Here is a 21,792-nt window from a genome sequence, read left to right as displayed (position 1 = left end):
GAGGCCTGGACTTCGCCTCTATCGTCCGGGCGCGAACTGACTGAGGTCGGCGCGCCGGCCCCGACGCTGCTCTGACCCTTGGGGCGCTTCTTGCCGCGCAGGTTCGCCGGCACCATTGACGCTCCCTGATTCGTTGACGACACAAGATCGAATCTGATCCGCGATGTGATCGGGACCGACCCGTTGTCTGGCCGCTACAGACCCGTTGGCAGGCGGTCGGGGGCGTCCTCAGGGCGGCGATGGGGGCGAAGAGATGACGACCGTACTGAGCCGTGCCCTGCCGCCGCCTGCGAACTGGCAGGATTTTGAGCGGCTGTGTTTCGACCTTTACGCGCGATCCTGGAGGACCAGCGACGCTGCTTTGAATGGTCGCAGCGGTCAGGCCCAGGCTGGCGTCGATGTCTATGGCACGGATCGGGTCGAGGACCGGTTCACCGGGGTGCAGTGCAAGGGCAAGGACGGCGACTACGGCGTCGCACTGACACGGGCGGAACTCCTCGCCGAAATCGAAAAGGCGAAGCGCTTCATCCCCCCGTTGGAGGTCTTCATCCTGGCGACCAGCGCGCCGGATGACGCCGCCCTGCAGATCGTCGCGCGCGAGATCAGCCGCAGCCATAAGGCGCAAGGCCTGTTCGAAGTCCGCGTCCAGGGATGGGGAACGCTCAAACAGATCCTGACCGATCATCTGGACGTCGTCCGCAAGCATTTTCCCGATCTCGCCCCAACGGCGGTGGAAGATCAGATCGCCGCATCAACCCAGTTCCTCAGCAGCCAGTTGACGGAAGCGGTGCAGGTCGTAAAGGCGACCTTCGAGGCCGTGGTCGAGGGGAACGGGCGCGATTCCGGGGCGGCCGAGGATCCGATCGGTCGCAAGATCGACGTCATCGCCGCCCTGATCGTCGATGGGGACGCGGCGGCGGCGCTGAAGGCGCTCACACGCCTCGAAGCGGAACTCGAGCCGGATGTGTCGATGCGCACTCGGTATCGGTTGAGGGCGAACATCGGTTCGGCCTTGTTGAACCTCGGCCGCTTCTCCGAGGCGATCAAGGCGTTCGAGGACGCCTATGAGATGGATCCAGAATGGCCGAACGCGATCGCGATCCTGGCGACCGCCCGATTGGTCGGCGGCGATCGCGAGGGGGCCTATGCGCAGGCTGTGGCGGCCTTGGCGCGCGATGCGGAATGCGTTCAGGCCGTTTCGGTCCTGATTGACGCGGCGCCGGACGCCATGGATCTATCGGCTGTGGAAGCCAGAGTCCCGCAGGCGCTGCGCTCACAGGTGCATATTGCCGTGAGCCTCTCCGTGCGGGCGACGCGTCTGGGAGACCACAAGGCTGCGCTAGCCTATGCGCAGCAGGCCTATGAGTTGGATGCAGAGGACTGGCGCTCCCTGTCCGCACTGGCGGAGACCAGCTTGCGTCCCTTGCTCGACGCACCGGAAATTTCTCTCAGCCATCATGTCCTGGCGAGCGAGGCGCCGCGCTTCGAGCGCGCCGTCGAAATGCTCGAACGGGCTTGGGCCATCATGAGGGACCGAGCGGACGTCATCCGCGGCGTCCATGTCGCGTCGAACCTCGTCGCCGTCCTCGAAGTGGCCGGGCGTTTGGAAGACAGCGAAGCGGTTCTGGACGAGGGGTTGCGGGCGGTCCCGGACTACGCCCCCCTTCTGCGACAACACGCTCACACTTCTGTCCGCAAGGACGATTGGGCCAGCGTAAGGCGCGCCGTCGACCGCATTGCGCCGGACGACCTGGAGGAGACAGATCGCGCAATGGCCATTCAGGCCGATCTCCACCTCGACGCCGTCGAAGCGGGGCTGGAGAAGGCGCGCGCCCTGGAGCGCGAAACGGCGTCCCTGCGTATTCAGGAGTTGGCGGCGGGCCTGCAGATCGAAGGTGCCGCCCGTCTGGGCGAGACGGTGGAGACCGCAGAACGGCTGATGCGCGCCTATCCGGCCTCGATCACCATTCGATCTGCAGCGGTAGGCTTTCTGCCGGAGACTGCGCCGCTGAGAGCCACGGCGCTTGAGGAATTGAAGGGGCTGATCGACGAGATCACCGATCCGCGGGACCGGTTTCATGCCGCCGAAGCCCTGTTTGCGACCGGGGATTATTCTCGGGCGGCCGATCTCTACGCGACGGTGTCATCGCCCGACAAGGCGAGCCTACCGCTGCGACGGCGACTGGTCGCGCTCTATAATGCGGATCGACGCCGAGAGGCGCGCAAACTGTTCGAACGCCTGCCGGTCGCCGTGCGCAGCCAGCCCGCTTACGCCGAACTCGGCTTCGCCATCTATGAACGCTCGGGTTTGCTGGCCAAGGCCAAGGCCTCGCTGGAAATCGCCCTGGCCGTCGAACCGTTCGACCTTGAACTGCGCCTAAAATGGATCAACGCCGCCGAGCGGAGCGGGCGCGGCGGCGAGGTCGCCGACTGGCTGAAACAGGTTCCGCCGACTTTGGAGGGGCGGCCGGAACAGTTGATGACCCTGGCCGGCACCATGGATCGGCTCGGTGTCCACGGCGGTGTTCTGCCTCTGGCCTATCGGGCCCTACGCGCCGGTTACAGCAATCCGCGCATCCATACCTCCTATACGCTCGGTCTGTTCATCATCGGGCGCGCCGGCAAGGCGGAGCGGACGACGCCGGAGGTCGCGGGACCGGACGTGGCCGTCACCCTGGAAGAGGTCGCGGGCGATCGCACCCTGGTCTATGTGCTCGAAACCGCGCCGGATCCCCGTATAGAGCGCCAGGAGATCGCCTGGGACGGCGATCTCGCCAAACAGCTGACGGGCGTTCGGATTGGCGACCGGATCGAGCTGTCCAATCTGGGCCGTGACGCGTCCTATTTCACCGTCACGGGCCTGATGGACAAATACCTCCATGCCCATTTCCGCTCGTTGAACGATTTCCGAAGCCTCTTCCCCTCGGACAAGACGCTCGGCCAGTTCACCTTCGATCCCGACGCCCCGATGGAAAGCCTGCGGCCGCTGCTCGACGACGTGCGGGACCGGCGGACGCGGGGCGAGACCCTGCAGCAGCATTATATGTCCGGCGCGCTCCCTGTCGCCGTGCTCGGCCAACTGACCGGCACATCGGCCTTCGACGTTTGGGAGGGGATCCGCGCGAGCCGCGACCTGATCTTCATGACCGCTGTGGGCACGGTCGAGGAATCGGTCGGCGGCGTGGAACGGGCGGCGGCGGCCAAGTCTGCCGTGGTGGATCCGGTCACCCTCTATGGTCTGGCGCGCCTGGGGATTGTAGGGAATGTTATTGCAGGTTTTGACGAAGTCGGTCTTGTCCAAGGAACGCTCGATCTGCTGCGGACGCACTACGAGGATTGCGTCGAGGCCGCCCGGAACGGCGGCGGCTCGCTCCAGGCGGTCGGCGAGAGGTTCGCGCTCCTCGAAAGCACCGAGGCGGATCAGAAGGCCAGGATAGACGAGGCTGCGGAAATTCTGGCCTTCGCAGAGACCTTGCCGATCTATCCCTCGGAGGCGATCCAGCCGATCGCCGAGGCGGCGCAGGCGATCTTCATGTCGTTGCCGCCCGCCTATGTAGACACCGTCTTTGCGGCTCAGGTGCCGGGGCGCGTCCTGCTCTGCGACGACCGCGCGATGCGGCTGCTCGCGGAAACCGCAGGCCTGATCACGGCGGTGTGGTCTCAGGCCGCGGTGGCGGCGTCCGCTCAGGCGGGGCGTTTGACGACACCTCAGATCATTCAGGCGACCTTGGCCTTTATCCACGCTAAAAGCGTATTCACTATGGTTCCGGCTTGGCTTGTCGGCGCGATCATCGATCAGGCCGACTGGTCGGTCACGAACGCCGATGTCGGAACCATTATCGACCACACGACGGGCGCGGGAAACGATCCGGAGAGCCTATATAATCTCTGGAGCGTGGTGCTGGTCTATGGATGGTTTAATGCTGATCGGTCGACGCTGCGCGAAACAGCGGGTGCTGTGATCAGGGGGCTGAGCCTACCTGCCGGACGTCCGACGCCCCAGGGTGTCGTTTCCGCACTTTGCAGTCGGATTGGGACGCGGCTCGAAACTCTGATCCCGGTCTCAAGAACGGCACTTCTGTCGACCACGCGGCTCACCCGGCTTGAGGTTTTACGTCGCCCCGGGCGCGAAGCAGCCCAAGTCGTAATCGGAGAAATCTTCCAGTTTTTGACGTCTGTGAGGCTGGAACTTGAGCGGATCCAACGCAGCGGCGAAGACAGCCTTGAATGAGCCGTTGCGTTAAACTTTGATGATGGGCGAGTGGGGGTGTCAATCCGTAATGTTGTCGGCCTTGACCATACTCAGCTTCGTTTGGATGTCGCGAGAACACTTCAACAACTGAACGTACACGGGTTGTTGTAGAGATTTTCAAAGGGGCATAATGCCCGCACCGTCAGCTTCGCCTTTAATAACCACGTATGACCGCGTTGGGTTTAGATTAGGCGGGCAGGGGGGGGCATATTCCATCCTCACCAGCCTTGATAACGGTGATGAAACTGGAAAACCAGGAGACGGCAGTGTGAGCTCAGATTTAGCAGCCCGGCCCGCGAACATCCGCAGCCAAATCCGCTTTGCCGTTCGAGCGTCGAAGTCTGTTGGTTCGGGAAGCGATCTGCTCCGCGAGAAGATGCTCTCAAACCTCCAAAAAAGGCTCTCTAGGGTCGGGGGAAAGCTGCGTCTTGTCGCGGATTTCCCTGACGGTCGTAGTGTCACCATGACCCTTAAAGGGCGGATTGTTTCAATCTCGGAGGATTGAAACAATCCGATAGGACAGCTCAGGATTCTCAGTTCAGGGGGAACATCAGACGACAATCGTCGCAATTTCCCCGTTGAGAATCGCATTCGCACCAAATTCGCACCGCGAAGGAAAACCGACAACAATGCGATGCAACAAGAATCGCCTAACATATATTATGCGAAGGCCGACCAGTTTCATTTCTGTTGCAGCTGTAGCGCAAACCCACGGCGCGCAGCTATCCAAACGGCGCAGCGACGTGGGTTTGAGCGGACCGCATCGACACATATTGGGGTTGATCGAACTGAACTAAAACTGCTGTAGCTTCCGCAAGCTATGCATTCTCCCGCTGTCTCCAGAATGAGTTTGATACCGCCGTCGCTATGCGGACCTGCGTGTGTCGACGCACTAGGTTTCCCTAGGTACGCAGCCACCATCTGGCTCGACTTCCTAAATGCGCATGCGGCGAATGCAACGCGTGAGAAGTATGCGCGGGCGGTCTCCAGTCTCTATCGGGATGCAGAAGCTATGCAGCCACCGGTGGATCTCGATAAGGCGCTCATCGAGACGAACCTACGGGATATAAGAGCAGTCCTCTCCTCGGCGCTATTAGGCCACCAGTCGCGCCACGCGGCTGATAAGCGCTGGGCGCTTCAGAAGCGGTTTGTTTTCGGCATATTGGACATGGTTAACGCCGGACAGGCGCATGAGTTGTCGCGGCAGCTTAAAGCGCTCCAAAGGTCATATTCTCAACTGCGAAATGCGCCAGCTGCGAGGCCCACCAGCCAGACATCAAGGTCGTTGCCGGCGGACGTTCTCGAAGACATGTTCGTGCTTGTTGATCCCACGAGCTGTCGGAATCCTTTCAGAACGGCGACGGCTCGGTGGCGAAATTACACGATGGTCCTGCTGCTTTTTCAGCTAGGTCTCCGGCGGGGCGAAATGCTTCTCTTGACGCCGGATAGCATTCATTCTGAGTTTGACTTTCGTTTGGGGTGTCAAGTTCACTGGCTTAAAATAACTCAACCCGATCTTGAGGATACTCGAGCAAGCCCGCCACGGTTGAAGAACGGGTGGGCAGTGCGAGATTTGCCTTTATCTCGCACTTTGCTCTCTGCGATTGATATTTACACTTCGCAGTACAGGGAGGATGCGGACCACGGCTTCCTTTTTTCATCCTCTCGGCGGTTGCCGCTCTCTGAACAATCCGTTGAAGAGATATTCCAGGTGATCAAGCGCAACCTCAGTCCCTCGGCCCGCGAAAGCTTGGCTGCGCGCGCAGGCAATCAGCTTTCGCCGCACAGTCTGCGCCATACCGCTAGCGTCGTTAGATATCAGAGGTTTTCTTCGAGCGGGATGGATCACGAGGAGATGAGCCGTAGAATCCGGCCTTTCATGGGTTGGGCACCTGGATCAGAAATGCCGTTCCACTACGCGCGGAAGTTTTTCGAGCCGCGTTACGCGAAGTTGTGGGACGAAACGTTCGACGATGCGCTGGCTGCCCTTCGCGAAGGGATAGGTTGCTAATGGATCAGTACGATCTGTTCCATCATGAGGAACCGACAGCCCCCCTGCCCTCACTTCCCACTCTGCCATCGCTGATCCGATACAGAGATCAGTTCAGACGATGCGATGCTACGTTGCATCAGCCTGGAGCGGGCGAGTGGCGCCTCCATAATAACGGAGGGGTAGCCAGCTTATCGTTGAGTTTTGGCGATCCGTGGGTTGATCATTTTTTGCGGGCTCACCTCGGCGAGAAGCTGCTCGGATCGGTGACGACCGTGGTGAACTTCGCGCACGTTTATCAGGCGCTCCACCATAAGAACTTATTGATTACAATCATCACTGCGATTGGACAGAGTTCAGCGATAGAGTTCCAGAAGCGCTGGATCGACGAGTTTCGCGACACCCTTTCCCGCCACCAGGCCATCGCTGTCAGGTCGGCCGCACAGTTCGCTTGTCGCTGGGAGATTGGCCTTTGGCGTGAGAGCGACACGCAGATTGTCAGAGCTCTTCCGGGGCATGCGTTGGACAAGTACGCCGGCGTCCGAAACGGAACGAGTTTTTTATCCGCATCGGCTCAGAGCCGTGTGGTCGAGTTTCTCGATGTCACGGCCGGGAGGTCCATGGAGGCAGGCCGCAAAGAGCTGCAAATTGCTGCCGTGCTGGCTCTCGCTTTCCAATTTGGATTGCGGCGACAACAACTGGCATCACTCGAGCCGGCGGACTTCACCTTTCACGACGCCGATGTGTTGCACATGCAAGTGGAACTGTTGAAGCAGCGCCACAGCAAAGTCCGGCGGATTGTAACGCGGAAGATACAACTTGGATGGGTGCCGATATTCCGGCGCTGGTTGGAGGTCAGGCCAGCGCATCAAAAGTACTTTGCGCTTCGTCCTGATGAGTTGAGCGGATTGGTCCGCGACGCACTGGAGGATATTACTGGGACTGCATACCCCAATGGGGCGCTTCGGCACACTAGCGCTCAACGCTTAGCCGATGCCGGTATCTCCAACGAGAGCCTAAGCGATTTCCTGGGACACACAGATACAACGGCGGCTCAGGTGTATTTCTCCGCATCCACTCGGCAAGTTGCGCAAATCAACATGGCGCTAGGCTACTCCCCTACCTACCAGGGCGTCGCTGCCGCAGCTCGAGGCGACATGATCACGGCCGCTCAGCTCTTGCAGGAGCCGGGGGATCGGCAGATCGCCGGGATGCCCCACGGTATTCCGGTTACCGGCATTGGGGCGTGTCAATCAGGGCAGTCGTCATGCCAGCGGAATCCCGTCCTCGCTTGCTACACTTGTCACAAATTCCTCCCTGTCAGCGACCCAGGCGTCCACACCGCGTTGCTCGACAATTTGAGGCAGGTCGTGTCGGACTTTGATCAGCCCGAGCAGCTAGTTCGCGTGAGCCCGGCCATGATGCAACTTCGAACCACGCTAGAAGCCATCGCGGAGGTTGCCGAAGCTGCAACGGGCAAGACGAATGACATCTGAGATCGGTAGCTTTATCGAGCGGGCTCGACAGATCGCCGACGATCGCGGCCTTAGTTGGGACGTACCTTACGACCCCTCGACCGGGAAAATACCGCGACCGGCGAGGTGGGATCTGTCGGCAGCGGCCGGGCACGGTGCTGGACAAGCAGCGCTCATGACCTCCTTTGCAACGCTTGCGTCCGGCTCGGACATGCTCGAACGCCTTGATGGCAGGTCCATGCCTCTCGTTATGGGCTCTGACTGGATCGAGTTGTATAAAGCCATCCTCCTGCACGATCTATTCGTGAAGCGGAACAAACCTCGCAACGGCTTGTCCAATCTCGGAAATCCCTACCGCTTGCTCGCAGGATGCGCAGGGGTGTCCGGCCCGTCACAAGTTACTCCTGACCGCGTTCAGTTGAGCTTTAACGTTGCCCTAGGAGCCAGTGATTCAGGTCAATGGGCGCGTCTGCTGAAGGGGCTCATCGCCACTTGGTTCGACACCTTCCAACTTGCCGACATCCGGCCCCTGGCACCTTACTGCGTGCCATTCCCAGACAATGCACAGTCTCGCTCCCAAGCAGACAAGCTGACGACAACACTACGACGCCAATTGGACGCTAAGCGCCCAGACAGTCTTCGATCCGACCTTAGCAGGCGGCATTACGAAGAGAAGCTTCCTCGCCCGGAAGCGATGGTTGAGTTGGCGCGCATCATCTTTAACGAGAGCCCTCGTACGACGTCCGACTTCATCCGTTTCCATCAGGTGCGAATCTTGGCGGCCACTGGGTTCCGACTAGGTGAAATGGTGCACCTGCCCGCGGAAACGCTCATCGTCAGGGACGACGGTATGATGCCCGGCCGCCGGCTCGGACCACCAGAGCCCATCACGAGCCTCGCGCACTTTGCGGAGAAACAGCATCAAGACGGACCGGGGCAGGAGTTCGTTGAGGCGACTCATCATGTTCCAAATCTTCTTGCGCCTATTGTTCGAGAGGCCGTGACCGCAGTTCTCAAGGTGACGGCCCCGCAGCGGCAGATGCTTAAGCGCCAACATGCGGAGAAGCGGCTTTTTGTCGGCCTTCAAGATGACGACCTAGTGCCGTGGGCACAGGCCTATCGTCGCATGTCGGGGATGATGCAGATTTCTCAGGAGCCGATCCCTGCCGAGCTCCAGGCGGCGTATCGGAGTACATACGATCCGACGCTCCTTGCGGAAATGCGCGCGCATCAAGACTACAAGGTTGCGAGCGTCGGCCCTCACAGGCAAGTACGGGAGTATTTTCGACGTTTGGAAGACGCGTGTCAGCGGCCCATTCTTAGGAGGGCTAATGGCGAGGTTTTTCGCTTTACCAATTGGGAGCGGAACGATGGCTTTGGCGTATACCTGCGAGCTGGAGATATGGAGCAACTCGCCAAGCAGCATCTTCAAATCAAACTCCCTGATACCAGAACTGTAAGCACAGGCGGTCGCACGCTGCACGGCTATGACTTTTTGTTTCTAATGCCAGGGAAGGTTATTGCTGAAGAAAAATATGGATCGATAGTAGATGTTGATACTTACTTTTCGGTCAAAAGAGCAGATCGCGCCGATCTTGAACTTCAGCTCGGCGGAAGGAATGCCGGACTGATGTTCCGAAAGTATGGAATGGATGAGAACGCCAAGCAGTTGTCAGCTAATGCCCACTCGCTGCGCCACTTACAGACCAACGAATTGTTCCGGATGGGAGTGGCTGACACTATCATAACCAAGCGATTCAATCGCACGTCGGTGGCCCAAAGCTACCATTACGATCATCGGTCGACATCGGAACGCCTCGAGGAAATGGAGCCTCGTCAGATGGCCCTCGCGGACGATCTTTTGGGTCCGAAGGCTCGCCAAGCTTTCGATCTCATAAGGGCGAAGGGCATCCAAGGTCCAATAGTCAAAAAGTTTCTGACAATTCAAGACGAGCAAGGTGACGAGGTTGCATTTCGCTATCTTAATGCTGAAGCTGGGGCGTTACATTTCACCCCCTACGGTTTTTGCCTTAACAGCTTCGCGGCCAGTCCTTGCTTGAAACATCTTGAGTGTTTTAACACATGCTCGCAACTTGTTCGCACATCTTCACCCTCAGAGGAGATGCACCTTCAGAAACTGAAGGGACAGTTCGAGCTTCATATCAGCCAACTTCGAGCCAGTCCCAGCAAGGCCCCAAATTTCGAAGCTCACCTGGAGCATGCGATGACGCGCCTCTCTGGCGTGGAGGCGGCTTTAGCTACGCCCCCGAACGAAGCTGTTTTCCCAACAGGCGGAAGCCGCTACTTGGCACCTCGATGAAGTCTAAAAGATCGCCGACTGAATTTGACCTGCGCAGCATTCTTGATGCGATGATCGAAGGCGACGAGTCAATTTCGCTGAATGCCGTATCGCGCAAGGCCCCTCACCTCTTCCCTTTCGCGTCTTCGCTGTCCCGGCGACCTGCCATGGCACGGCTGGTAACCGAAGCTCGAACTAAGCAATCAGCTGTGAGAGCGCACGCATCAAAACTCACTAAATCTGGACCTGTGAGTGTCGCGACAAGGTTGCAGGCTGCGGAAGCGCGGGTACGCATACTCGAACATCAAAACAAACTACTTGTCGCCGGGATGAGAGCATCGCTGCTTGCCATTGGGCGGGTCGGAGGCGCCGCTGCTTGGCAGGAGCATTTTCCAACGTACTCGGCCGCCTTCAAGGAGTTAAACGCACTGGACGCGATTCCGTCCGCGACGGTTACTCAGCTGAGTTCTGTGTCTGAATCTGCTACCGGACGCAAGAGCAACCAGGCCTCGACACCCAGCCCCGCTGCCAACGACGCGATACTGTCGATGGACAGGTTGCGTTCTGATCGCTCCACAGAGCCAACATAGGTGCGATGCAGTTCGGAGGCAGCGCCAAGGTCCTCTTGGCTAAGCCGACGTTCGTGTCGAATACGCCTCACGTTCGCTGCCACTATGGCGCGTAGCGCATTTCCTCTCCCGGCTGACATCCGATCGAGAGTCGATGGGTGATGACTTTACGTCGACAGCCGTTAAGTAGCACTTCATGGCGTCAGCTCCTCATAACTCCTCGGTTGGCAACCTCACGACGATAGGCGTTCCCTTAGCCAGCAGTACTTATGACGACCTTGTACGTGCAGCAGCGGAAAGTGACGTGACCCCCGTTTCTCATCCAGCCATAACGAGAGTCCTAGGTTGATCTGAGCTGTGATCGGCTGGGTTGGCAAGAGGCCGGTCTGCGCAGCCATCAACCAGCGCAGCAGGCCGGCCGATGTGTCCGGTGGCCCTCGCGCCGCAGCAGCACGTGCAGGCGACGATAGCCGAACCGTCGACGTTCCTGGGCCAGGGCCTTCAGCCGGTCGCGCAGAGCGCCGTCGTCCGGGCGCGTCGCCTGATAGCGCACGCTCGTCCGATCGACGCCCAGAACACGGCACGCCCGCCTTTCGCTCATCTCGTAGGCGGCCTGCAGATGGCCAGCCGCCTCGCGATAGCCGGCGGGCGTCACCACTTTTTTCCCAGCAGGTCCTTCAGGGCCACGTTGTCCAGCATCGCGTCCGCCAGCATCCGCTTCAGCCGGGCGTTCTCATCCTCGAGCGCCTTGAGCCGCCGAGCCTCCGACACGTCGAGCCCGCCAAACTTGGCCTTCCATTTGTAAAAGGTCGCCGAGCTGACCCCGTGGCGTCGGCACACCTCCGCCGTCGCTACACCGGCCTCCTGCTCCCGCAGGATCCTGATGATCTGCTCTTCCGTGAACCTCGATCGCTTCATTCTGTCCGTCCTTCGTTGGGCGGACTCTAGCTATTCCTGGAGGAGTTTCAGGGGGTCACGTCACGCCGCTTGGAATGTAGCGGTGACCGGCCTCCAGGATCGCTTCGTAAAACCTACCTTCGTCTGCCTCTGTCGGCGCCTCAATCTCCAGTGTTACCGGCGGTCGGCCGCGTCCAGGAAGCGTTCCTAGCCTGCCTATCTCCATCATTAATTTCTGACGAAGAGCCGACTTTCCGGAGTTCGGCGGACCGGTGAACAAAAGGGCGCGGGGACGGATGCGCCCCGCGCTGAGGAGAGCCATCAGGGCCCTCTCCAATGCTGCATCGCTGACCGGATTCGAAAGCCATCTATCTCGGAGAATGTCGTCGAGACGGTGCATCTCGTTCGTCGGGGAGCCGGCAGGTAGGGAGCTCACCATTCCTCCACGATCCGTTTCGATCTGGCCGGCTTAGAAACGACCAGATCGGTGATGATCGGTTTGGCTGGCTCGGGTTCGCCGTAGATGGTCTGGGCAACTTCCAATGAGCGCTCCCCATGCTCCAGGCGCCGGCGAGCCCGCTTGGTGATTGCGGCCTCGGATGCGACTAGCGCCTCGCTTTCCTCGCGCTTGGCGTGGATCATGTCCTCGTCCACGGTCGCCGCCGCCGCCTCGCGGAGGGCCCTTAGAGCGAGTTCATGCTCGCGCAATGTGAAAGGCGCTTGGCGCTTGTACAGATGCACCCTTTCCCATCGCCCTTCCCACTCGACCCAAACGAAAGACATGTCTCTGGGATCGTATCTGAGATCGACTGTCACTCCGCCGCGCCGTACCGCTGCGCCCAACCAAGCCGACCAATAGCGCAGGCTTTTGAAGTGGATCCCGGTATTGCGCAGCTTGCGACGATCGCTTGGCAAGAAGGCGAGCATGATATCCACGGCTGCACCCGGTGGCGCGTCTTTTTGCCGGAACCCTGCGTTCACACTCTCTTTCCAGCGGGATATGGGGGTGAAGCCGCCAATTCCTCGATGCGGCGAGATGTGATAGCGGCCTATCTGAAGGAACAGCCACCTCTCGAAGCCGTCCAGCGACATAACGGCTTTCGCTTCGCTGTCGTACTCGCCGCGGTCGGACACATTGGAAAAGGTTGTGCCGGGTACGAGGTGCAGTTCACCCATCGTTGTCCCAATGTAGCGCTCGATCAGTGCACCGTATCGGGGCTCCCTGACGGGCCGGAACTTGGGGGTGATGCCGTATGTGATGAGGCCGCGCCTGAAGGCGTCCGATCGAAAATCTGCACCGTTGTCGGAGTGAACGATTTCGGGAAAGCCCTGGCACGGCCAGTCCCAATCTTGCCCGGCTTGCTCTAGGAGCCCCTCCTTAGGAAGGAATGCTCGGAGCAGCGCCATGCCGGATTGGATGCGAGATGGTTTGCCCAGACTGACGTAACAACCCACGCACATGCGAGTGTATGCATCGATGATCAGGGTAACGGTGGGGCGGCCGATAGGCAGGCGGAATCGGCGATCGACGAGTATGATGTCGCCTTCGGTGTGGTCGATGAGCCAGACTTGGTTTGGCCGTTCGGCGACGAATTCGCCTGGCCTGGGCGTTGCGATTTCGGCGGCATTCTTTCCTCGACGCGCCTTTAGGCGGTCGTGCAAATCCAGCGCTTGTACGCGCGCCATCAGACCCTTGCGGCCAGGCTGTTTCAAACCGGCCTTTCGGCACCGCGCGCGAACCGTCTCCAAGACGTAGGCCACGCGTGGCTGCTGTCCGGACATATAATCCTTCTGGAGAACCTCCAGAATGATTGCCTCGACCGCGGCCTCGTACATTGAGGATCCAGGCGCTCGTCCGCCCTTTTGGGGTAGAAGCGCAGATGCCCGTTCGTCCTCTTTCAGACGAGCGATCATCCGGTAAGCTTTAGCCGTAGATATATTCAGCTGGGCCGCGGCTGCATCGACCGCCCCTCGGCGCTTCCTGACCATTTGCGCCAACGGCAGGAGCGCGGACCGCGCTGCGGCGGCGGCTCGCCACGCGGCGTCCGGTTCGTCCGGCTCTTCGGCGTCTAGCAAGTCGACCGACATTCGGCGTCTCTAGGAACCTGAAACCCAAGGTTTCGAAAGGTTGCTGCTAAAATCGTGCTCTGCAAGGCATTTCCGAGGGGCGTAGGCGTCAAGTCCAATGCCCGGGTGCTACCCCCGGGATGCAGGCGAGGTTGAAATGCTGTTGGATATTCCTGGAGTCAGAGTGCGCTCCGACCTAGGTTCCACGCAGCAATCTGGATTAGTCCATCGAGCCCCCGCCCCGAGAACTGACCGCGCTGGGGCCGGCTATAAGCGGTGGCGCCACATGTCATCGGTGTTGGGCGCGAACACCAAGGTGGTCTTGGGCGGTTGCCTCGCGCATTATGGTGTAAACCGGGCGATGAGAGGATCCGCAGTATGGATGATTTATCCCTTAGGTTTCTGGCTATGGCCGCCACGAGCATAACTGCCTTCCTACTCGGTGGTCTGGCGCTCAAAGGCCTTCGCATGATCTTCGAGAAGGTTTTCGCCGAGCGCATCAAACGCCTCGAAGATGAAGAGCGCGAGACGAAGTAGGCTCCGTCGCGGTCGGGTGACAGCAGCGCTTGGAATCAATGCCCCTCCCCTGTGATCTGAGACCCAAGCTAGGAATCAAGCTTGGCCAGTCTGTCTGCAGGAGATGTCAAAAACGACCGTTTCTGACATGGCGGCTGGCCGTCTAGCTACACTCAGCCATTACAATGCGCGGCTTGTGTCAAAACCCTGTCGCTGATTCAATGGGTCACTTCCATGAGCGCCAATGAGTTCTGACACATGCTGTTAGGTTACGCGCGGGTGTCCACCCCGGATCAAAAACTCGACCTCCAGATCGACGCCCTCGAAAAGGCCGGCTGCGAGCGTGTCTTTTCAGAAGCGGCCTCAGGGGTGCGCTCGGAAAGAACAGCATTACGGGACGCGCTATCCCATGCGCGCTCGGGCGACGTCTTCGTCGTGTGGAAGCTCGACCGTTTGGGGCGAACCGTTGGTCAGCTCGTCGAGTTCGTGCGAAATTTACGAGAACGCGGTGTCGAGTTTCGAAGCCTTACTGACGGTATCGACACAACGACCCCTGCTGGTCGCTTCTTCTTCCATATGATGGCGGCATTGGCAGAGATGGAGCGGGACCTCATTCGCGAGCGGACAATGGCCGGACTAGCGGCCGCTCGCGCTCGGGGTAAGCAAGGCGGGCGCCGCCCTATCTTGTCCGAAAGGCAGTTGAAGCAGGCGAAGCTGCTTCTCGGCCACCCTGATCAAACTATGGAAGGGGTCGCTTCATCCTTAGGCGTCTCTCGCAGCACGCTTTATCGAGCAATCGCAAGAGGTGCTGCAGCCGAAAAGTTCCGCAACAGCTGAGAGCCAGCGTTCTTTCGCAACGCTAAGACGTGTCACCGCCCTAACGCCCTTCAAAGATATTTCGTGATTTCACGAAACTCGCCCATGGCCTGACGCGCCTCGGCGGGATCGCCCTCGGCCGCGTGGGCGAGGCAGTGGTCGATGTGGTCGTGGATGAGCGTCTTCTTTGCTGCGGCGACGGCCTTCTCGATCGCGTGCAGTTGCTGCGCCAAGTCCAGGCACGACCGCTCCGCCTCGATCATTCCGATCACAGTCCGCAAATGACCTTCGGCGCGTTTGAGCCGCTTGATGACGTCCGGGTGGGATGCGTGAGAAACATGAGCCATGGAATTTGACCTATCCCCCTGGAGGGGATACGGCAAGATGAAATCATGCTGACCGACCGGCGATCAGCTTCACATGCGGCGCATCGAAACGATGTGGGCGGAGATCAGGAGAATAGAGCCAAACACCGTGCTCCAGACGGTCCAGCCATGGCCCGCGACTTCCGTCGCACCGAACACCAGCGATCCCACCCCCAGAACGGCGACGGCTTTGACAGCGGTCCCGACGCTTGGGCGACGCAGGATCGACAGATAAGCGAACGTCGCCGCCACCAGGGCGAAAAGCCCATGCAGCCACTCCGTCGTGGCCAGGCCGACCAGCGGAAGAACACTCGCCAACACTGGCGCCGTCAAACAGTGGAGCAGGCACACCACGGACAAGCCGGCGCCCAGGACGTCTCCAGAACGGCGAGGTGTGAGGGCTTCCGACAACAATATTCTCCAATGTTACGTCGTAACATTTACCCCTGTCAGTCAGGCATTGAAAGATGTTCTCTCCGCTTCGAAACGCCGCATATCGGCATCTCTTCATCGCTCAGGTCGCCGCCCTGCTGGGGACCGGCATGGCGACCGTGGCCCTGGGACTGTTGGCGCACGACCTCGCGGGCGCGAACGCGGGCGAGGTCCTCGGCGCAGCCCTGGCCATCAAGATGATCGCCTATATCGGCGTCGCCCCGTTCGCGAGCGCGCTTGCCGCGCGCTTGCCGCGCAAGACGCTGCTGGTCTGTCTGGATCTCGTTCGCGCCGGCGTGGCGATCGCCCTGCCCTTCGTCGGACAGGCCTGGCAGGTCTACGCCCTGATGACCGTGCTTTACGTCGCCTCCGCCGCCTTCACACCGGCGTTCCAGGCCATGATCCCCGACCTTCTCTCGGACGAGGCCGAATATACGAAGGCCTTGTCGCTCTCGCGTCTCGCCGCCGATCTGGAGAGCGTGGCGAGCCCTGTGGTCGCCGCCCTGCTGCTGGCCGTCATCAGCTACAACAATCTCTTCGTCGGAACGGCGATCGGCTTCGTACTTTCGGCGGGCTTCGTGGTGACGGCGCTTTTGCCACGACCGTCATCGGCTCAGCCCCTGCCGTTCCTCAAGCGACTGACCGGCGGCGTGCGGCTGTTCGCCTTCACGCCTCGGCTGCGTGGCCTGCTCGCGGTGAGCCTGGCAACGGCGGCGGGCGGGGCCATGGTCTTCGTGAACACCGTGGTCATCGTGCAGTCCGTATTCGATCTGCCGCAGCAGGCAACGGCCTGGGCGCTCGCGGCGTTCGGGGTCGGATCCATGACGGCGGCCGTCGTTCTGCCGCGCATCCTGAACCGGCTGAACGACCGCACGGCCATGCTGATGGGGGCCGGGATCATGACCTGTGTGCTTCTGGCGGGGGCCTTGATTGCCCGGTCCTATCCGATCCTGATCGGACTGTGGATCGTGATGGGCTTCGGTTACTCGCTCACCATCACGCCGGCCGGTCGCGCGCTTCGCCGGTCGTCGAGCGCGGGGGACAGACCTGCCCTGTTCGCCGCACAGTTCGCCCTGTCGCACGCCTGCTGGCTGATCGCCTATCCGGTTGCGGGTCTCGTCTCGGCCGAAGCGAACCCCACGGCGGCCTTCCTCGTCCTCTCGGCGCTGTGCGCCGCCGGTCTTGTGCTGGGCCTGGTCGTTTGGCCGGCGCATGACCCGTTGAATGTGGTGCACAGCCACGATGGACTGACGGCGGACGATCCTCACCTTGCCGAGGGTGTAAGGCTCAAGGACGGCGGCATCGTCCACGCCCACCCGGTCGTCATCGACGACCAGCATCGGCGTTGGCCGAAATCATGAGGCGCTGGTGGAGCGCAAGCAGGACAACGCTCCACCAGAACCCATGACGCGCCTTCGACCGGCACGTCATACAAGCCAGGTCACACGACCCGCTTGATCTCCGTATAAGCGCCCTGGGTTTGCAGGGTGATGGTCACCGGCGCACCGGTGCGGTTACGCCAGAACCAGCCATGGGCGCCGGTGAAGGCGGCGGTCAGTTCGCCCGACTGCTGCTGCGCCGAGCCCTTGCCGTAGGCGTGATAGGAAAGGCCTGGACGGTCGGCGTGGGTGTCGAAGTTGATCTTGCCGCCGCTGCTGGTCCAGGTGAACCGCGCCTTGGCGCCCTCGACCATCACCAGCTTGATCTCCGCGCCCTGATCGGGTGCGAGCGTGAGCACGGTTTCATCGGTTCGCACCTCGGCGGTCGGCGCAGGTTGGGCGGCCGGCGCAGTCGGCGAAGGGCTGGCTGCGGGAGCGGTCGCCCCGGCGGCAGGTGTCGCCACATCGAGCGGCGGCGCGGCGGAAAGCCCCGATCCGGCGGCGGCGTCCGCTTCGGCCTCGGCTGCAAGTTGGACCTTGATACGCCCCATCTCGGTCAGGCCGAAAATGGAGCCGACGCGGGTCGGATCGACCCCGTATTCGGACGGCATGACGATGGTGACCAGAAGCACGGAGGCGACGACGGCGGCGATGCCGGTCGATTTGAGCAACTGCCCGGTCGAAGGCAGGTCGGAACGGGCGGGACGGTTTGCATTGTACATGGAAGGTCTCCGATCACATGACGAAGAGGCCGACGAGCTGATAGCCCGTCAGGAGGAAGCCGAGGGTCATCAGCACGACGTTGGTCAGATAGGCGTGTTCCCAGAAGTTGTTTGAACGCCGCCAGAAGCCCATCAGGATGAGGATGCCGCCCAGGGCGAGCAGTTGCCCGATCTCGACGCCGATATTGAAGGCGACCAGATTGAGGAACAGGCCGTCAGGCGAGAGCTGGAAGTCCTGAAGCTTGGTCGCCAGGCCGAAGCCATGGAACAGACCGAAGATCAGGGTCGCTCCCTTGGTCGAGGGCTGGAAGCCGAACCATCTCTGGAAGGCGCCCATATTGTCGAGCGCCTTGTAGACGACCGACAGGCCGATGATGGCGTCCACCACATAGCTGGAGACGCTGATATTGGTCAGGACGCCGAGCAGCAGGGTGGAGGAGTGACCGATGGCGAACAGGGTCACATAGATGCTGATATCCTTCATCCGGTAGAGGAAGAAGATCACCCCGAACAGGAACAGCAGGTGGTCGTAGCCAGTGACCATATGTTTGGCGCCGAGATAGACGAACGGCCAGAACAGGACGCCCGAGGTTTCCTGGATATAGCCCTTGTCGCCTTCGGCGACGCCATGAGCGAGGACCTGGCTGAGCAGGCCCTCCATGAAGAGGAATCCGATCACGAGGAGCGCGAGGGTCCAGGGCGATCGGAGCCACGCCGATCTGGCGGGCGTGAATGTCGATGACGTCATTGGCATCCTTCAATTTGAAGAGGCTTGAGGGCGTCGTGCGGTAACGACGCCCTCGCTAGGGTCTCGATCAGGGCGCTTAGCGCCGACGGAACGGCAGATGATCCAGAAGCCCGCGCCCTGACCGATCGCCCGAAGACGTGCGACCGTGAACGAGGCTGTAGAGGGCCGGGAGGACCAGCAGCGTCAGCACCGTCGAGGAGACGATGCCGCCGATGACCACGGTGGCAAGCGGACGCTGCACTTCCGCGCCGGCGCCCACGTTCAGCGCCATCGGCACGAAGCCGAGGCTGGCGACCAGAGCGGTCATCAGCACCGGGCGAAGGCGGGTGAGCGCCCCTTCCCGAATGGCTTGAGGCACAGGCTGTCCCTCGGCGATCAGCGACCGGATAAAGGTCACCATCACCACCCCGTTCAGCACGGCCACGCCCGAAAGCGCGATGAAGCCGACGCCGGCCGAGATCGACATGGGTAGACCGCGCATCGCCAGGGCCGCCACGCCGCCCGTCAGGGCCAGAGGCACGCCGGAGAAGACGATGGCGCTGTCCTTCCAGGAGCGGAACAGGGCGAACAACAGACCGAAGATCAGCAGCAGCACCGCCGGCACGACCAGTTGAAGCCGTTTGGCGGCGGAGATCAGCTGTTCGAAGGTGCCGCCATAGGTGACCCAATATCCAGCCGGCAGCTCCACCTCCCGTTCGATCCGCTCGCGGGCCTCTCCGATGAAGGAGCCCAGGTCGCGGTTACGGACGTTGGCTGTGACGACGATGCGGCGCTTGCCGTCCTCGCGGCTGATCTGGTTCGGACCGGTTTCGAGCGCGATCGTGGCGATCTCGCTGAGCGGTACGAAGCCGCGCGGTTGACCGTCCGCCGCCGGCAGCGGCACCTGGATGCGGCCGATGGCGTCGGTGTTGGATCGCAGATCTTCGGGCAGGCGCACGACGATGTCGAAGCGACGGTCGCCTTCGAAGATCTGACCGGCGGTCGTGCCGCCCATCGAGGTCGCGATCACCGACTGGACGTCGTCGACGCTCAATCCCAGACGCGCGATGGCCGCCCGGTTCGGCGTGATCTGCAGCATCGGCAGGCCGGTGACCTGTTCGGACTGCGGATCGGCCGCGCCGGGAATGGCGCCGACGATCTCTTCGATCTGAGAACCGAGCGCCACCAGTTGATCCAGGTCGTCGCCGTGAACCTTGATGGCCACATCGGCGCGGACCCCGGAGAGCAGTTCGTTGAACCGCATCTGGATCGGCTGGGTGAACTCGTACTTGCTGCCGGGGATTTCGTTCACCGCCTCTTCCATCTCGCGGACGAGCTGGAGCTTCGGCTTCCTGGGGTTCGGCCATTCGTCACGATCCTTCAACAGGATGAAGGTGTCGGCGACCGAAGGCGGCACCGGATCGGTGGCCACTTCGGCGGTGCCGATCTTGGCGACGACCCGCTCCACTTCCGGGAACTTGGCCAACCGGGCTTCAAGCGCGGTCTGCATCTCGATGGCCTGGCTCAGGCTGGTGCCGGGAATACGAAGGGCGTGCATGGCGATGTCGCCCTCGTCCAGGTTCGGCACGAACTCCGAACCCATCCGCGAAGCGACCACGGCCGAAATCGCCACAAGAGCGACGGCGGCGCCGATCATCAGCACACGCGCCTTCAACGCGAAGTCGAGCGCAGGCTGATAGCCCACACGCGCCCAGCGCATCAGGAAGCTGTCCTTCTCCTGAACCTTGCCGGTGACGAACATCGCAACCGCAGCCGGGACGAAGGTCAGAGACAGGATCAGGGCGCCGGTCAGGGCGATGACCACGGTGATGGCCATCGGGTGGAAGGTTTTGCCCTCGACCCCGTCCAGGGCGAAGATCGGCACATAGACCAGGGTGATGATCAACACGCCGAACAGGGACGGACGGATCACTTCGCTGGAGGCCTCGGCCGCCAGTTTGAACCGCTCGTCGCGTGTCAGCAGTCGACCGTGGTGATGCTGCGCCTCGGCGAAACGCCTCAGACAGTTCTCGACGATGATGACGGCGCCGTCGACGATCAGACCGAAGTCCAGCGCGCCGAGGCTCATCAGATTGCCGGACACCCCGGCTTGGACCATGCCGGTGATGGTCAGCAGCATGGTGATCGGAATGACCGCCGCCGTGATCAGGGCCGCTCGAATGTTGCCGAGCAGCAGGAACAGCACGACGATGACCAGAAGCGCGCCCTCGACGAGGTTCTTCTCGACGGTGGCGACAGCACGTTCGACCAGATTGGTGCGGTCATAGACCGGCGAGGCGACCACGCCCTTGGGCAGGGCCTTGGACGCCTCCTCCAGTCGAGCCGCCGCCGCCTGGGCCACGACCCGACTGTTCTCGCCGGCCAGCATCAGAACGGTGGCCAGCACCGTCTCCTTGCCGTTTTCCGTCGCCGCGCCGGTGCGCAGTTCCTCGCCCAGCCCGACTTCCGCGACTTCCGCGACCCGGATGGGCACGCCGCCGCGCGTCGTGATCACGACATTGGAGAGATCCTGCTGCGTCGCGGCCTGACCGGGCACCCGGATCAGCCACTGCTCGCCGTAGCGTTCGACATAGCCGGCCCCGACATTGGCGTTATTGCGTTCCAACGCCTCAACCACTTCGCTCATGGTCACGCCATAGGCGGCGAGCCGTTCGGGACGCGGGGTGACGTGATACTCGCGCACGAAGCCGCCGATGGTGTTGACCTCGGTGACGCCGGGCGTGTTGCGCATCTGCGGACGGATGACCCAGTCCTGAAGCGTGCGCAGATCTTCCGAGGTGTAGGGCGAACCGTCGGGCTTGCGCGCGCTCGGCTCGGCCTCAATCGTGTACATGAAGATCTCGCCCAGGCCGGTGGCGATCGGCCCCAGCTCCGGCGACAGGCCCGGCGGCAACTGACCGATGGCGGTCTGAAGCCGTTCATTGACCAGTTGCCGCGCCCGGTAGACGTCCGTGCCGTCCTCGAAGACGACCGTGACCTGGCTCAGGCCGTAGCGCGAGACCGACCGGGTGTAGGACAGGCCCGGCACGCCGGCGATCGCCGTCTCCACCGGGAAGGTTATGCGTTGTTCGGCTTCGAGCGGCGAATAGCCGGGCGCCTCCGTGTTGATCTGAATCTGGACATTGGTGATGTCCGGCGTCGCGTCGATAGGCAGCTTCTGGAAACTCCAGACGCCGACCGCCGCCGCGACCAGGACAAGCGCCATGACGACCCAGCGGAACCGGATCGACAGCGCGATGATGCGTTCAAGCATGATGCGCGAGCC

At 61.4% G+C, this 21,792-nt stretch carries 15 protein-coding genes and 1 pseudogene; 7 read left to right on the top strand and 9 right to left on the bottom strand.

The features are described from left to right. Positions 1–253: 253 nt before the first annotated feature. The 4 genes from B3Z70_RS10375 (at position 254) to B3Z70_RS10360 (ending at position 10,037) form a co-directional block, all read left to right on the top strand. Positions 254–4,231 carry a PIN domain-containing protein gene (locus B3Z70_RS10375; protein WP_292045478.1) on the top strand — a complete coding sequence of 1,326 codons (3,978 nt, stop codon included), beginning with the start codon at positions 254–256 and terminating at the stop codon, positions 4,229–4,231. Positions 4,232–5,264: 1,033 nt separating this feature from the next. Beyond that, positions 5,265–6,263, top strand: a complete 999-nt coding sequence (locus tag B3Z70_RS10370) for a tyrosine-type recombinase/integrase (RefSeq protein ID WP_292045476.1) — start codon at positions 5,265–5,267, stop codon at positions 6,261–6,263. Further along, the gene (locus B3Z70_RS10365; RefSeq protein WP_292045474.1) at positions 6,263–7,738 is read left to right on the top strand and encodes a site-specific integrase; all 1,476 of its coding nucleotides are present in this window, start codon (positions 6,263–6,265) and stop codon (positions 7,736–7,738) included. Before B3Z70_RS10370 ends, B3Z70_RS10365 begins: the two co-directional genes overlap by 1 nt. After that, positions 7,728–10,037, top strand: a complete 2,310-nt coding sequence (locus tag B3Z70_RS10360; RefSeq protein WP_292045472.1) for a hypothetical protein — start codon at positions 7,728–7,730, stop codon at positions 10,035–10,037. The genes B3Z70_RS10365 and B3Z70_RS10360 overlap by 11 nt, the downstream gene beginning before the upstream one ends. Before the next feature lie 436 nt (positions 10,038–10,473). Here the strand turns inward: B3Z70_RS10360 and B3Z70_RS10355 are convergent, their stop codons facing one another. The 4 genes and pseudogenes from B3Z70_RS10355 to B3Z70_RS10345 all read right to left on the bottom strand — a co-directional run bounded on the left by B3Z70_RS10355 (position 10,474) and on the right by B3Z70_RS10345 (position 13,570). Continuing rightward, the gene (locus B3Z70_RS10355) at positions 10,474–10,725 is read right to left on the bottom strand and encodes a helix-turn-helix domain-containing protein (protein WP_292045470.1); all 252 of its coding nucleotides are present in this window, start codon (positions 10,723–10,725) and stop codon (positions 10,474–10,476) included. Positions 10,726–11,015: 290 nt separating this feature from the next. Then, a pseudogene (locus B3Z70_RS10350) lies at positions 11,016–11,503 on the bottom strand (transposase); the annotation flags it as partial. Positions 11,504–11,558: 55 nt separating this feature from the next. Then, complete coding sequence (locus B3Z70_RS17250) at positions 11,559–11,882, bottom strand: TniB family NTP-binding protein (protein WP_409514358.1); 324 nt, start codon at positions 11,880–11,882, stop codon at positions 11,559–11,561. Between the two features lie 32 nt (positions 11,883–11,914). Then, positions 11,915–13,570 carry a Mu transposase C-terminal domain-containing protein gene (locus B3Z70_RS10345; RefSeq protein WP_292045468.1) on the bottom strand — a complete coding sequence of 552 codons (1,656 nt, stop codon included), beginning with the start codon at positions 13,568–13,570 and terminating at the stop codon, positions 11,915–11,917. A 387-nt stretch (positions 13,571–13,957) separates the two neighbouring features. Between B3Z70_RS10345 and B3Z70_RS10340 the strand changes: the two genes are divergently transcribed. Together B3Z70_RS10340 and B3Z70_RS10335 are read left to right on the top strand one after the other, a co-directional pair. Then, positions 13,958–14,086 (top strand): hypothetical protein, encoded by a 129-nt coding sequence (locus B3Z70_RS10340; RefSeq protein ID WP_292045466.1) that lies wholly within the window; start codon positions 13,958–13,960, stop codon positions 14,084–14,086. Positions 14,087–14,323: 237 nt separating this feature from the next. Next, the gene (locus B3Z70_RS10335; protein ID WP_292045464.1) at positions 14,324–14,902 is read left to right on the top strand and encodes a recombinase family protein; all 579 of its coding nucleotides are present in this window, start codon (positions 14,324–14,326) and stop codon (positions 14,900–14,902) included. Between the two features lie 50 nt (positions 14,903–14,952). Here the strand turns inward: B3Z70_RS10335 and B3Z70_RS10330 are convergent, their stop codons facing one another. Together B3Z70_RS10330 and B3Z70_RS10325 are read right to left on the bottom strand one after the other, a co-directional pair. After that, positions 14,953–15,228 (bottom strand): metal-sensing transcriptional repressor, encoded by a 276-nt coding sequence (locus tag B3Z70_RS10330; protein ID WP_066551548.1) that lies wholly within the window; start codon positions 15,226–15,228, stop codon positions 14,953–14,955. Between the two features lie 69 nt (positions 15,229–15,297). Beyond that, a complete protein-coding gene (locus B3Z70_RS10325) occupies positions 15,298–15,657 on the bottom strand; it encodes a MerC domain-containing protein (RefSeq protein WP_292045462.1) in 360 nt (119 codons plus the stop codon). A 56-nt stretch (positions 15,658–15,713) separates the two neighbouring features. On the opposite strand from B3Z70_RS10325, the gene B3Z70_RS10320 reads away from it, so the two are divergent. Next, positions 15,714–17,039, top strand: a complete 1,326-nt coding sequence (locus B3Z70_RS10320; RefSeq protein WP_292045461.1) for an MFS transporter — start codon at positions 15,714–15,716, stop codon at positions 17,037–17,039. A gap of 80 nt (positions 17,040–17,119) precedes the next feature. Here B3Z70_RS10320 and B3Z70_RS10315 read toward each other — a convergent pair whose 3' ends face one another. From B3Z70_RS10315 to B3Z70_RS10305, 3 genes are all read right to left on the bottom strand, one after another. Next, positions 17,120–17,779, bottom strand: a complete 660-nt coding sequence (locus B3Z70_RS10315; RefSeq protein ID WP_292045460.1) for a transmembrane anchor protein — start codon at positions 17,777–17,779, stop codon at positions 17,120–17,122. Positions 17,780–17,792: 13 nt separating this feature from the next. After that, positions 17,793–18,440, bottom strand: a complete 648-nt coding sequence (locus B3Z70_RS10310; protein WP_292045644.1) for a HupE/UreJ family protein — start codon at positions 18,438–18,440, stop codon at positions 17,793–17,795. A 163-nt stretch (positions 18,441–18,603) separates the two neighbouring features. Then, positions 18,604–21,780: an efflux RND transporter permease subunit gene (locus B3Z70_RS10305; RefSeq protein WP_292045459.1), complete on the bottom strand. Its 3,177-nt coding sequence runs from the start codon at positions 21,778–21,780 to the stop codon at positions 18,604–18,606. Positions 21,781–21,792 lie beyond the last annotated feature (12 nt).

Source organism: Brevundimonas sp. UBA6550 (assembly GCF_002434505.1).
Classification (GTDB): domain Bacteria; phylum Pseudomonadota; class Alphaproteobacteria; order Caulobacterales; family Caulobacteraceae; genus Brevundimonas.
This window is presented reverse-complemented; position numbering and strand designations above follow the sequence as displayed.

Bases quoted from the DNA above. Each gene is read 5' to 3' on its own strand.
- B3Z70_RS10360 (WP_292045472.1), top strand. From the start codon at position 7,728: ATGACATCTGAGATCGGTAGCTTTATCGAGCGGGCTCGACAGATCGCC.
- B3Z70_RS10365 (WP_292045474.1), top strand. From the start codon at position 6,263: ATGGATCAGTACGATCTGTTCCATCATGAGGAACCGACAGCCCCCCTG.
- B3Z70_RS10305 (WP_292045459.1), bottom strand. From the start codon at position 21,780: ATGCTTGAACGCATCATCGCGCTGTCGATCCGGTTCCGCTGGGTCGTC.
- B3Z70_RS10335 (WP_292045464.1), top strand. From the start codon at position 14,324: ATGCTGTTAGGTTACGCGCGGGTGTCCACCCCGGATCAAAAACTCGAC.
- B3Z70_RS17250 (WP_409514358.1), bottom strand. From the start codon at position 11,882: ATGCACCGTCTCGACGACATTCTCCGAGATAGATGGCTTTCGAATCCG.
- B3Z70_RS10315 (WP_292045460.1), bottom strand. From the start codon at position 17,779: ATGTACAATGCAAACCGTCCCGCCCGTTCCGACCTGCCTTCGACCGGG.
- B3Z70_RS10340 (WP_292045466.1), top strand. From the start codon at position 13,958: ATGGCCGCCACGAGCATAACTGCCTTCCTACTCGGTGGTCTGGCGCTC.
- B3Z70_RS10345 (WP_292045468.1), bottom strand. From the start codon at position 13,570: ATGTCGGTCGACTTGCTAGACGCCGAAGAGCCGGACGAACCGGACGCC.
- B3Z70_RS10310 (WP_292045644.1), bottom strand. From the start codon at position 18,440: ATGGAGGGCCTGCTCAGCCAGGTCCTCGCTCATGGCGTCGCCGAAGGC.
- B3Z70_RS10355 (WP_292045470.1), bottom strand. From the start codon at position 10,725: ATGTCAGCCGGGAGAGGAAATGCGCTACGCGCCATAGTGGCAGCGAAC.
- B3Z70_RS10320 (WP_292045461.1), top strand. From the start codon at position 15,714: ATGTTCTCTCCGCTTCGAAACGCCGCATATCGGCATCTCTTCATCGCT.
- B3Z70_RS10370 (WP_292045476.1), top strand. From the start codon at position 5,265: ATGCAGCCACCGGTGGATCTCGATAAGGCGCTCATCGAGACGAACCTA.
- B3Z70_RS10375 (WP_292045478.1), top strand. From the start codon at position 254: ATGACGACCGTACTGAGCCGTGCCCTGCCGCCGCCTGCGAACTGGCAG.
- B3Z70_RS10330 (WP_066551548.1), bottom strand. From the start codon at position 15,228: ATGGCTCATGTTTCTCACGCATCCCACCCGGACGTCATCAAGCGGCTC.